The following is a 12,221-nucleotide window of genomic DNA, read 5'->3' as shown; positions in this document are numbered from 1 at the left end:
CAGGGCATATGCTCCACCCTCAGACCGGAGCACGTGCACCTACCCAGAAATTGTGCTAGTTTATATGAAAAAAGGGTCCCAGCCAACTAGCTGGGACCCTTTTAAGGATTTTAATTATAAGTACTTGTTTTACAAGTACTTATAAGAATTACTGCTTCTCGAAGCGGTCGGTGTAGGTCTGCTGCGCACCCACCACGCGCACCACGTAGAGGCCGGCGGCGAGGCCCGCCACGCGCTGGCTGAGCTGCTGGTTGAGCTGCTCTACCGAGCCGGTGCCGCGCAGCACGAGGCTGCCGGTGGTGGTGTACACGCTCAGGCTGAGGCTGTTGCCGGTTTCGGGCACCTCGAAGCGCACACTGTTGGCTACCGGGTTGGGGTAGAGGCCCAGCGAGGCCGCGCGGGCGCTCTTGGAAGCCAGCATAGTACCCGTGAACGAATAGCGCGTGAATATCGGGTAGTGGTCCGAAGTGGTGGTGCTGTAGTTGGTAATCTGGGCGGCAACGTCGGTGCGGATGGCCGCCGTGCCGTTGATGTAGTAGCGCGCCATGTTCTTGTTGGCGATAACGTGGTCAATCACCGTTTTGAAGCTGGCGGTTGACTGCAGGCCGGCTTGGGCCAGGGGCAGGGTCAGGGGCACGTAATTGATATCGTTGAGGAACGAGCTGTACGACGATACGGCCGGCGTGACACCCGTGGCGATGGTACCCTCCAAGATGTCGTTGTAGTCGCCCACGATGAGCGTGTTGTCGTTGCCGTAGCTGGTGTCGAGCAGGCCTTTGAGCAGGTCGGCCCCTGTTTTGCGGCGGGCGTAGTCATTGGCTGATGAGGCCGTGGCGTTGGCCTTGGCGTGAATCACGACGAAATCCACTTTCTTGGTTACGCCGTCGAGCGTTACGTCGGCGCGCATCTGCCACGGGAAGCGGCCCGATGCCCAGGGCGTGTAGGCGGGGCAGGCATCAGCCTCCGAGCAGCGCAGTAAGCCCTGGAACGACGGGTTTTTCACCATGTCGGTGCGGTAAATGAAGGCCAGCTTCTGGTCGCCGATGTATTCGGGGTCCTGCTGGTTGTCGCCGCGTGAGCCGTAGGGCGAAATCTTGTAGGCATACGGCACGCCGAGGGTAGTGCTGAGGTTGGTGGCAATGGCCCGCAGGCGCACGGTGTCCACTACTTCTTCCAGGGCGTACACGTCGGCCTTCAGGAAATTGAGCACGGCCGTGGCGTTGGTGTTTTGCAGGTTCTTATCCTTCGGCCCCAGGGTGGCATCGGCCGAGCCAAACCATTCCATGTTCCAGTTCACTACTTCCAGGGTTTTGGCCGGGTCGTAGGTATCGCCGCTCAGGGCTACAGTTTGGGCGGTAGCGCCGGCGCTACTCACCGTGAGCATGCCGCTGATGCTGGCCAGGGCCACGGTGGGTAGGAAGCGCACGGTTACGGGCTTGCTCAGGGCATTTACTTCCGCCTTGGTCAGGGTAACAGTGCTGGCGAAGTTGGTGCCGTCTTTCGAAACCGTGTAGTTGGCGTCCGACGAAGCCACCGTTACATCGGCGGTCAGGTCGTTGGCCGATACGTTCAGCGCTTGGGTGCTGCTGGTATTAATGGCCTGGTAGCCAAATGCCAAGCGGTTCACGTTCGTGAGCACGGTGGGGGCGGGGGGTGTGGCCGACTTGGTCAGGGCGATGTCGTCCAATGTCCAGCGGGCGGCCGCCATCGAAGTGGAGGTATACACGAAGGCCACGTACACCGTAGCCCCCTTGAAGGCTGCCAGGTTGATGTTGGCCGTCTGGGTCCAGGTATCCGAGCCGCCAGCCGGGAAAGCCACGCTCAAGTCCGTCCAGGTAGCGGCGCTGGGCGCGCCGGTGCCCGCATAGTTGGTCGACACGCGCAGTTTCAGCGAAGGGCCGTTGAAAGCCGTGCGGCTCCAGAACGAAAGCAGCGGGTAGGTATAGGTGCTTAAGTCAAGCACGGGCGAGATGAGCCAGTCTTCGTTCTCAATATTAGCTGCGGCGTAGCCGTTCATTTGCACGGCGCTGGGATAGGGGGCAGTACCGGCCGGGGCCATAGGGTCGCGGCCAAACGTGGTGCAGGCCCACATCTGCGGGCCCGTTACGCTGGTTTGCACCCAGCCGTCCGATAGCGTAGTAGTGCCAGTGCAGGCGTTGAAGTCGTATACCGTTTGGGTGGGGTCAATGCCCGAGCCCGTTACGGTTACCGTGCGGGCGGTAGCGCCGTCGCTGGTGTTGGTAATGGTGCCAGTAACTGCGCCACTCGCCAGGGCCAGGGTGGTAGGCGTGAAGCGCACGTATACCGGCCGGGCGCTGGTTAGCTCGGCGGCCGTGTAGGTAAGCGAGGTGCCAAAGGCCGTGCTCCCGTCCTTCGACAGGCTGAAGGGGGCCGCCGTGGTTACCGTGGTAGCACCCGTGAGGTTGGCCCCGGTGAGGGTATAGGTTTGGGTGGCCGAAGGCGTGTTGATGTTCTGCTTGCCAAAGGCCAGGGTGGCGGGCGTAGCGGTGAGCACCGGGGCATTGGCATTCGCGTTCCAGCTCAGCGAAAAGTCGTCGATGGCCGAGCTGGCGCGGGCGCCGGTGCCAGTAGTGCCATTGAGGGCCGTTATCCGCACCCACACTGGCCCGGTCTGGTTGTCGAGCGCCCCGTTGAAGCTGACGGTGACCGTGTTATTACTAAACGTGGTGCCCCCCGTGGTGGCGCTGCTGCCGGTGGTGGTGAAGCTGGTGGGCGTAGCCCCCACCGCGTAGTCTACCTGCCAGGTAGTGACGCGCGGCGACGCATTATCCAGCGATTGCAGCTTAAACGTGAGGGCCAGGTCGGTTTTGCCAGTGGTATTCAGCGCGCGAAACACAAAGGCTACGCCCGCATCGGTAGGCCCGGTTTGGCGCACGCCCAGGGCGCGGTTGGTGGCGGCGGCCTGCGCGGCGGTGGTAGCAGCGGCCGTGAGGTCGGTAGCCGAAGCAAAGTTTTTGAAGCCCGCACCGCTATCCGTCCAGCTCGTAGCGGCAGCGACGAGCGTGCCGGCCGTGCCGAGGGCAGCCGGCGTGGCGGCCGTGTACACGCTAAAGCCCGTGGGCAAGCCGCTGGCCAAGGTGTTAAAATTCTCGGTGTAGGGGCTGGTACCTAGTGTAGCCTGGGCCTGCGCCCCGAAGGCCGTTAATGCCAGCACACTGGCCCAACCAAAGGTGAGGAGTTTTCTTGTCATGTAAAAAGTAGGTAAATAGTCGGAATGGGGAGGAAAAGGGTGCGTATCAAGAAACAAAAATAGCCCCGGCCCGACCGAAAACCATGTTGCCTTATTGTTTCTAAATGAAGCGGTTTGGGTAGCAGCCTGGTGGGCTGGGCCAAAGGCAACGGAAGCCAGGGGGAGTTGCACGCGGCGAAGTAGTAGGCTAGCCTACTACTTATTATGAAAATTGGCGTTACATTTAACCCCTCAATCAACCCACCTAACTTTTTTGCATTTTATGCAGGTAAAATCTCTACTCCTCACGGGGGGGGCGCTGCTCGCTGCTTCCTCGGGAGCCTTCGCCAGCGGTTTCCAGGTCGGCCTCACCGGCGCCAAAAACGTCGGTATGGGTGGCACCGGCACCGGCCTCTACCTCGACCAGGCTTCGCAGTTTTTCAACCCCGGCGCATTTGCCTTTGCGCCCACGGGCTTTCAGATAGGTGGCAACATGGCCATTCCGCGCATCTCGTTCCGGCCCGGCGATGCCGACCAGGGGCAGCGTACCTTGCAGAATACCAACGTGTTCCCGTTTAGCGGGTTTATCGGCTTTGGCCCCAAGGAGGGCAAGTGGCGCGTGGGCGCGGGCGTGTACACGCCCTTCGGCAGTGAGCTGCACTACGCCCAGGGCTGGGAAGGCCGCTACTCGCTCACCGACATTAACTTGCGCTCGGTAATGGCCCAGGCTACGGTGGCCTACGCCATCACGCCGCAGTTCAGCATTGGCGGCGGCGTAACCACGCTGGTACTTGGCGACGTAGACTTGCAGCGCGATATTCCGGTGCAGGCCCAAGGCAGCACGGCCCCGGCCCACGCCCAGCTCACGGGCAAGGCCGAGCACAAAGTAGGCTACAACCTGGGCGTGATGTTTAAGCCCAGCGACAAGCTGAGCGTGGGCATCAGCTACCGCTCGGCTGTGAATGCCCACGTAACCGACGGCGACGTGAAGGTTACCGGCCTGCCCGCTTCGGCCGCTGGCAGCTTCACGGCTACCAAGTTCGACGTAACGCTGCCCCTGCCCGACGTGTACAGCTTCGGCGTGGGCGTGCGGCCCACCGACAAGCTGCTGCTGGCTTTCGACGCCAACCTTGTGGGTTGGAGCCGCTACCAGTCGCTGGACTTCCGCTACCTCAACGGCGTGCTCGGCGGCAACGCCCTGTCGTCGTCCAAGCGCCAGTACCAGGATGCGCTGGCCTTCCGCATCGGCGGCCAGTATAAGGTAACCGACAACTTTACGGTGCGCGCCGGTACGTTCTACGACTTTTCGGCCGTGCGTGATGGCTTCGTAACCCCCGAAACCCCTGATGCTGACCGCATTGGCGTAACGGCTGGCCTGGGCTACACCTTCGGTGAGCGCTTTGGCATCGATGCCTCTTTCCTGTTCGAAGACTTTATGAAGCGCAGCCAGAGCCAGGACGACCTCATCAGCAACGGCACCGCCGACCGCGTAGCCGGCACCTACAAAACGACCATTTATGTGCCCGGCGTGCAGCTGTACGTGAAATTCTAAGCCTGTCTTTTCTTCTACTCAATGACGACTTTATTCTCTACCGTTAAAACTGCCCGCCCGGCGCTTGCGCTGCTGGGCCTGAGCCTCGCCGGGCTGGCGGGCTGCCAGACCAATATCGACGCGCCGCCCTCCGCTTCGGCCGGCACGCTCGATTTTACGAGCTACGTATCCGTGGGCAACTCGCTCACCTCGGGCTACAGCGATGGCGGCCTCTACAACGAGGCGCAGGCTACCTCGTTTCCGGCCCTGCTGGCGCAGCAGTTTGCCACTACCAACAAGGGGCCGGCTGCCTTCGTGCAGCCCGCGTTTTCGGGTGCCAAAAAAGATGGCTCGGGCTATATCAAGCTGCAAATCGTGAACGGGGCGCTGGCTCCGGTAGTACCCTCGGCGGCCAACAAGTTTTTGGGTGAGCAGGTGGCCTACACCGGGGCCAACCCGGCGCTGCCCACCGAGCTGGAAGCCTACACCGGCGCGCAGCCCGACAACCTGGGCGTGCCCGGCATTTCGGTGCTGAGTGCCAGCGCCAAGGCTTCGTTGGTGCCGCAGGTGGCCGGGGCTGCCAAGGCCTACGGCGTGCTCAACAACTTTTACCAGCGCCTGCTGCCCGCCGCCGACCGCGGCACCAAAGACTACGTGACCTACATCGGCCAGAAAACGCCGACGTTCTTCACCTGCTGGATGGGTAACAACGATGTGCTGACCTACGCCACTAACGGCGGCGTAGCCGTAGCTACCAACCCCTTCAGCGGGCTAACCGATACAGCCAGCTTCCGCCGCGGCTACCGCGACATTGTTACCACCATTTCCAAGGCGGGCACAGTGAAAGGAGTCGTTGCCAACATCCCCAACGTTACCAATATCCCGTATTTTAATACGGTGACCGTGGCGGCCGTAGCCGCGGCCTTTAAAGCCGCCAACGTAGCTTCGCCGGGCGTTTTTATTCAGGTTAACGGTACGCCGGCGGTGCGCCTGGCTACCAGCGCTGACCTGCTGACCCTGACTGCCCAGTCGCTAGTGGCCGCGGGTGCAGGCAGCACGCCTGGTAACCCGTTACTTAACCAGTATGTGCTCGACGCGGCCGAAATCACGACCGTAGTTACCCGCACCAATCAGCTGAACGCCATCATCGCCAATGAGGCTGCCCGCTTCAAGGTGCCGGTGGCCGACATGAACACGTTCTTCACCAGCATCGCCACCCGCGGCATCTACACCAACGCCGTGAACAACACGGCTACGTTTGCCAGCGGCAACCTCTTCGGCCTCGATGGCGTGCACCCCACGCCCCGCGGCTACGCCGTGGTGGCCAACGAGTGGATTCGCGTTATCAACAACTACTACGGTGCGACTATTCCGAACGTAGACCCCAACACCTACCGCGGCGTACTGCTGCCGTAACTAGCGCTGGGCTTACCAACTAAAAAAGCGCCTTCCCCACCGGGAAGGCGCTTTTTTTTGCGCTCGCCGCTAGTATCTTCGTATCTGCTGCTATCCAGAAAGACCGAGGGACCAGGCCCGATGACGTCTTGGCAACCTACCCCGAGTAGGTGCCAACTCCTGTTCGGCCCGCGCTTGCGGCCGGAGAAGATATCAGCCGGAACCTGCGCCGTTTGGCGCGGCTTTCTTTCTGGATAGGGGCGTTTTACGCTTGTATTTTCTCCCGAAAGAAATGTCTGCTTCCCCCGCCGCCGTCGCTACCGACCCCGCCTGTATTTCGCCCCTGCCCGCGCTCCTGCGCCAGCGCTTGCTGGTGCTGGACGGCGCCATGGGCACCATGATTCAGCGCTACCCGCTGGAAGAAGAGGACTTTCGGGGGGAGAGATTTGCCGACCACCCGCGCCCGTTGCGCGGCAACAACGACCTGCTGAGCCTCACGCGGCCCGACATCATCCGGGCCATTCACGCCGAGTACTTTGCGGCCGGGGCCGACATGGTGGAAACCAACACCTTCAGCGGCACCACCATTGCGCAGGCCGACTACGCCCTGGAGCACGTAGTGTATGAGCTTAATTATGCGTCGGCTAGGCTGGCCCGCGAGGTAGCCAACGAGTTTTCGCAGCAAACGCCCGACCAGCCGCGCTTCGTGGCCGGGGCCATTGGCCCCACCAACCGCACCGCCTCGCTCTCGCCCGATGTCAACCGCCCCGGCTACCGCGCCGTGACCTTCGACGAGCTGGCCACCGCCTACCTGGAGCAAACCCGCGGCCTCGTGGACGGCGGCGTGGACGCGCTGCTCATCGAAACCATCTTCGACACCCTCAATGCCAAGGCGGCGCTCTTCGCGGTGCAGCAGTTCTTCAACGAGGGCGGCCGGGTGGTGCCGGTCATGATTTCGGGCACCATCACCGATGCCTCGGGCCGCACGTTGAGTGGGCAAACGGTGGAGGCCTTCTGGCACAGCATCAAGCACTTGCCCTTGCTAAGCGTGGGCCTCAACTGCGCCCTCGGGGCCGACCAGCTCCGCACCTACGTGCGCGAACTGGCCCGCCTGGCCGACGTGCCCGTGTCGGCCTACCCTAACGCCGGCCTGCCCAACGCCTTCGGCGGCTACGACGAAAGCGCCCAGGAATTCGCGGCGCTGGTCGAAGATTACTTGAAAGAAGGCCTGCTCAACGTGGTGGGCGGCTGCTGCGGCACCACGCCCCAGCACATTGCCGAGCTCAAGAAGCTGGCTGACACCTACGGGCCGCGCGCCGTTGCCTCACGGGACCCCTATGGGGCCGGCCCCCTCTCCTTCAGAGAAGGGGAGCCTGATGGGTTAGGCATATTGTTGGATGTTGAGCCTGCGCCTGGCTCCCCCTCTCTGAAGGAGAGGGGGCTGGGGGGTGAGGCAACTGGTGCCTTACCCAAAGGCACCACCCACCTGGCTGGCTTGGAGCCTTTTAACATCACGCCCGAAAGCCTGTTCGTCAACATTGGCGAGCGCTGCAACGTGACGGGCTCGCGGGCGTTTGCGCGCCTTATTCGCTCGGGCGACTACGAGGCGGCGCTGGCCGTGGCCCGCGCCCAGGCCGAAAACGGCGCGCAGGTGCTCGACATTAACATGGACGAGGGCATGCTCGACTCGGAGGCCGTGATGACGACCTTCCTGCACCTCATCGCCTCGGAGCCGGACATTGCGCGCCTGCCCATCATGATTGACTCCAGCAAGTGGAGTGTGCTCGAAGCCGGCCTCAAGTGCGTGCAGGGCAAGAGCATCGTCAACTCGATTTCGCTGAAAGAGGGCGAAGATTCCTTCCGCCGGCACGCCCGGCTGGTGCGCCAGTACGGCGCGGCCGTGGTGGTGATGGCCTTCGACGAAAACGGCCAGGCCGACAGCTACGAGCGCCGCATTGCCATCTGCCAGCGCTCGTATGATGTTCTGACCAAGGAAGTTGGCTTCCCGGCCGAGGATATTATTTTCGACCCCAACATCCTCACCGTGGGCACCGGCCTGGAGGAGCACCGCAACTACGCGCTCGACTTCATTGCGGCCGTGCAGTGGATAAAGGAAAACCTGCCCGGCTGCCGCACCAGCGGCGGCGTCAGCAACATCTCGTTCTCGTACCGCGGCAACGACGTGGTGCGCGAGGCCATGCACGCCGCCTTCCTCTACCACGCCATCCGGGCGGGGCTGGACATGGGCATTGTGAACGCCGGCCAGCTCGCCGTGTACGACGACGTGCCCAAGGATTTGCTCGAACTCTGTGAGGATGTGCTGCTTAACCGCCGCGCCGACGCCACCGAGCGCCTCGTGGACTTCGCCGAAACCGTGAAGCAAAAGGGCAAGGTCGAGGTAGTGGCCGACGCCTGGCGCAGCCTGCCCGTGTGGGAGCGCCTGCAACACGCCCTGGTGCGCGGCATCACCGAGTTTATCGACCAGGACACCGAGGAGGTGCGCCAGCAGGTAGCGCGGCCCCTCGACGTGATTGAGGGCCCGCTGATGGCTGGCATGAACGTAGTCGGCGACCTCTTCGGCGCGGGCAAAATGTTTCTGCCCCAGGTAGTGAAGTCGGCCCGCGTGATGAAGAAAGCCGTGGCCTACTTGCAGCCTTATCTGGAAGCCGAGAAGGAGGGCGCGGCCCGCCGCACGGCCGGTAAAATCCTGCTGGCCACCGTGAAAGGCGACGTGCACGACATTGGCAAGAACATCGTGGGCGTGGTGCTGGCCTGCAACAACTTCGAGATTGTGGACCTCGGCGTGATGGTGCCGCTGGAGCGTATTTTGGACGAAGCCCAGAAGCAGGGGGCCGATATCATCGGCCTCAGCGGCCTCATCACGCCTTCGCTCGACGAGATGGTGTACGTGGCCCGCGAGATGGAAAAGCGCAAGCTGCAAGTGCCGCTGCTCATTGGCGGGGCCACCACCTCGCGCCTGCACACGGCCGTGAAAATCGCGCCCGCTTACTCAGGGTCAGCGGTTTACGTGAACGACGCGTCGCGCTCGGTGGGCGTGGCCGCCAGCCTGCTCGGCTCGGGCAAGGACACCTACACCCAAACTATCGCGGCCGAGTACCAGGCCCTGCGCGAAGACCACGCCAGCCGCCAGCGCGACAAGAACTACCTCAGTATCAAGGCGGCCCGCGCCAACGGCTACCACGCCGACTGGGAAACCACGCCCATTACCAAGCCCAGCTTCCTGGGCACGCAAGTACTTGATAACTACCCCCTTGACGAGCTGGCGCGCTACATCGACTGGACGCCCTTTTTTCACACCTGGGAGCTGCGCGGCCGCTACCCCCGCATTCTGGAAGACGATAACCTGGGCGAAGCCGCCCGCCGCCTCTTCGAAGATGCCCAGAAAATGCTGGCTGAAGTGATTGAAAACAAGAGCCTTACTGCCCGCGCTGTGCTGGGCTTCTGGCCCGCCAATACCAAGGACCACGACACCATCGAAATCTATGAGGACGACTCGCGCCAGCAAGTGCGCGACGAGTTCTTCACGCTGCGGCAGCAGGGCGAAAAGGGCCCCGGCGTGCATAACGTGGCGTTTTCCGACTACCTCGCGCCCCGCGAAACCGGCCGCGCCGACTACCTCGGCGGCTTCGCCGTAACGGCCGGCCTGGGCATCGAAAAGCTCATCGAGAAGTACGAAGCCGACCACGACGACTACTCCAGCATCATGATAAAGGCCCTGGCCGACCGCCTCGCCGAGGCCTTCGCCGAGCGTCTGCATCAGCGCGTGCGCGAGGAGTTCTGGGGTTATTCACCCAACGAAAACCTAAGTGGCGAGGAGCTTATCAAGGAAGAATACCGCGGCATCCGGCCCGCGCCCGGCTACCCCGGCTGCCCCGACCACACCGAGAAAATCACCCTCTTCCGGCTACTCGATGCGGAGAATCAAACGGGTATTATCCTTACCGAAAACCTGGCAATGTACCCCACGGCGGCCGTGAGCGGCATGTACTACGCCCACCCGGCCGCCCGCTACTTCGGCCTGGGCAAAATCGGGGCCGACCAGGTGGCCGATATCGCCGAGCGCAAGGGCATGCCCCTGCCCGAGCTGGAAAGGTGGCTGATGCCGAATTTGAACTACGACCCACAGTAGCGCGGACTTTTAGTCCGCGAATAGTATCGTTAGCCCCGCCCACTCGCGGACTGAAAGTCCGCGCTACTACCATGAAAGTAACCGAACACCTGCGCCGCGCCGAGGGCAAAACGCTCTTCTCCTTCGAAGTTTTACCCCCGCGCAAGGGCGAAAATATCCACACGCTGTTCTCCAATATCGAGCCGCTGATGGAGTTCAAGCCGCCATTCATCGACGTCACCTACCACCGCGAGGAGTTTGTGCTGCGCGAGCGGCCGGGCGGCCTGCTCCAGCGCAAGGCCGTGCGCAAGCGGCCGGGCACGGTGGGTATTTGCGCGGCCATCAAAAATCGGTTTGATGTGGACACCGTGCCGCACCTCATTTGCGGCGGCTTTGCCAAGGAGGAAACCGAGAACGCGCTGATTGACTTGCACTTCCTGGGGATTGATAACGTGCTGGCCCTGCGCGGCGACCCCATCAAGAGCGAGGGCCACTTCCAGCCGCACCCCGACGGCCACACCTACGCCTGCGACCTCATTGGCCAGGTTTCAGAGTTGAATAAGGGCCGCTATCACGACCACGACGAAGAATATCAACCCATTGGCTCCGAGCCAGTGTTGTGCACTGATTTTTGCATTGGCACGGCCGGCTACCCCGAAAAGCACTTCGAAGCCCCCAATATGGGTTCCGATATCCGCTTTCTCAAGGATAAAATTGACCGGGGCGCCGACTACATCGTGACCCAGATGTTTTTCGACAACGAGGAGTTTTTCAAGTTTGAGAAGCGTTGCCGGGCGGCGGGTATCACCGTGCCCATCATTCCCGGCCTCAAGCCGCTAACTACTAAAAACCAGCTCATTGGCCTGCCACGCGCTTTCTTCCTGAGCATTCCGGAGGCGTTATCGGAAGCCATTCACCAGGCCAAGGACAACGCGGCCGCCCGCGAGGTCGGCATTGAGTGGTGCCTCAACCAAAGCCGTGAGCTCATGGCCCACGGTGTGCCCTGCCTGCACTACTACAGCATGGGCAAGTCGGAGGCCATCCGGCGCGTAGCCTCGGGCCTGTTTTAAGATAATCACCCATCATTGCCGCGCTCCACTTCGTTGCGCTCGCAATGATGGGTGGTTAATGGAATTTACCCTGCGGGTCGGGCATCTTGGCAATCAGCTCGCTGATGAACTGAAAGTCGAGGCTGGCGAGGCTGAGGTTCTGGCCTTTATGCAGGGCTTGCCAAGCGGCTGCGTAGTTTTCCTGGTAGTAGCGGATGTGCGCCTGGGCTTGCCAGGCGTTGGCGTTGGAGCTGTCGGCGAGCAGCGCGCGCTGGGTGTAGTCGCTGGCTTGCAGCAGCTCCTTTTTCTTCTTGGTTTGCTCGTAGCGGCCCAGGGCGGTGTTGGCCGCGTCGGTGAGCAGCAGGGGGTTGTTGGGAGCCACGGCCAAGCCTTGCAGCACCAGCGCCTGCACGGCCTCGGGTGGGGTGGTGGGGCGCTGGCTTAGTATGACGGCCAGGCCGCGGTAGGGGTCGGGGTTTTTGGGGTCGAGCAGCCAGGCCAGGTTGAAACGCACGATGGCCGTATCGGGCTGATTCTCTTGCAGATACTCGTAGCCCTTGGTGCTGAAGAACTTGCTGGCCTCGGGCCGCGACGGAAAGCTGCGGTCCACGTCGGCGAGCACGGCGGGGCCTACCAGCTGCTGGGCCTGGGCCGGTGTGAGGCCGCCGTAGAGCGGCTGCAAGCGCTGCGGGCCGGTGGCTACGGGTGGGGTGCCTTTGCTGCCTTTGCCCGCTCTTTGGGCGTGGGCGGGCAGGCCGAGCGCCGCCCCTAGCAACAACAAAAGCGCGCCACGCTGGGCACGGGAGGTAAGCCAAGAAAACACGCGGGCAAAGGGGTTAAAAGTCAACGGGAAGAAACTGCCGGCGCGGCCGGGACCGGGCAAAAATACACCCGGCCCCGGCGAAACGGGGGGCTAACAGTTTTCCA

Annotated in this window: 6 protein-coding genes and 1 riboswitch; of the genes, 4 read left to right on the top strand and 2 right to left on the bottom strand. The window is 62.4% G+C overall.

From position 1 onward, the window contains the following. Positions 1-148: 148 nt before the first annotated feature. Complete coding sequence (locus QMK33_RS13105; RefSeq protein ID WP_283565049.1) at positions 149-3,211, bottom strand: T9SS-dependent choice-of-anchor J family protein; 3,063 nt, start codon at positions 3,209-3,211, stop codon at positions 149-151. 262 nt (positions 3,212-3,473) lie between these two features. Here QMK33_RS13105 and QMK33_RS13100 point away from each other — a divergent pair, with 262 nt between their 5' ends. From QMK33_RS13100 to metF, 4 genes are all read left to right on the top strand, one after another. After that, positions 3,474-4,742 carry an OmpP1/FadL family transporter gene (locus QMK33_RS13100; RefSeq protein ID WP_283565048.1) on the top strand — a complete coding sequence of 423 codons (1,269 nt, stop codon included), beginning with the start codon at positions 3,474-3,476 and terminating at the stop codon, positions 4,740-4,742. 21 nt (positions 4,743-4,763) lie between these two features. Next, the gene (locus QMK33_RS13095) at positions 4,764-6,137 is read left to right on the top strand and encodes an SGNH/GDSL hydrolase family protein (RefSeq protein ID WP_283565047.1); all 1,374 of its coding nucleotides are present in this window, start codon (positions 4,764-4,766) and stop codon (positions 6,135-6,137) included. A gap of 87 nt (positions 6,138-6,224) precedes the next feature. Next, a riboswitch (SAM riboswitch) is annotated at positions 6,225-6,333 on the top strand. 75 nt (positions 6,334-6,408) lie between these two features. Continuing rightward, on the top strand, positions 6,409-10,266 hold the full coding sequence (gene metH / locus QMK33_RS13090) for a methionine synthase (protein ID WP_283565046.1): 3,858 nt from the start codon (positions 6,409-6,411) through the stop codon (positions 10,264-10,266). Between the two features lie 71 nt (positions 10,267-10,337). Next, on the top strand, positions 10,338-11,315 hold the full coding sequence (gene metF, locus QMK33_RS13085; protein WP_283565045.1) for a methylenetetrahydrofolate reductase [NAD(P)H]: 978 nt from the start codon (positions 10,338-10,340) through the stop codon (positions 11,313-11,315). A 55-nt stretch (positions 11,316-11,370) separates the two neighbouring features. Here metF and QMK33_RS13080 read toward each other — a convergent pair whose 3' ends face one another. After that, positions 11,371-12,117: a tetratricopeptide repeat protein gene (locus QMK33_RS13080; protein WP_283565044.1), complete on the bottom strand. Its 747-nt coding sequence runs from the start codon at positions 12,115-12,117 to the stop codon at positions 11,371-11,373. Between the last annotated feature and the right edge of the window lie 104 nt (positions 12,118-12,221).

The sequence above is a fragment of the Hymenobacter sp. H14-R3 genome, assembly GCF_030063445.1.
In the GTDB taxonomy this organism is placed as follows: domain Bacteria; phylum Bacteroidota; class Bacteroidia; order Cytophagales; family Hymenobacteraceae; genus Hymenobacter.
This window is presented reverse-complemented; position numbering and strand designations above follow the sequence as displayed.

Bases quoted from the DNA above. Each gene is read 5' to 3' on its own strand.
- metF (WP_283565045.1), top strand. From the start codon at position 10,338: ATGAAAGTAACCGAACACCTGCGCCGCGCCGAGGGCAAAACGCTCTTC.
- metH (WP_283565046.1), top strand. From the start codon at position 6,409: ATGTCTGCTTCCCCCGCCGCCGTCGCTACCGACCCCGCCTGTATTTCG.
- QMK33_RS13095 (WP_283565047.1), top strand. From the start codon at position 4,764: ATGACGACTTTATTCTCTACCGTTAAAACTGCCCGCCCGGCGCTTGCG.
- QMK33_RS13105 (WP_283565049.1), bottom strand. From the start codon at position 3,211: ATGACAAGAAAACTCCTCACCTTTGGTTGGGCCAGTGTGCTGGCATTA.
- QMK33_RS13100 (WP_283565048.1), top strand. From the start codon at position 3,474: ATGCAGGTAAAATCTCTACTCCTCACGGGGGGGGCGCTGCTCGCTGCT.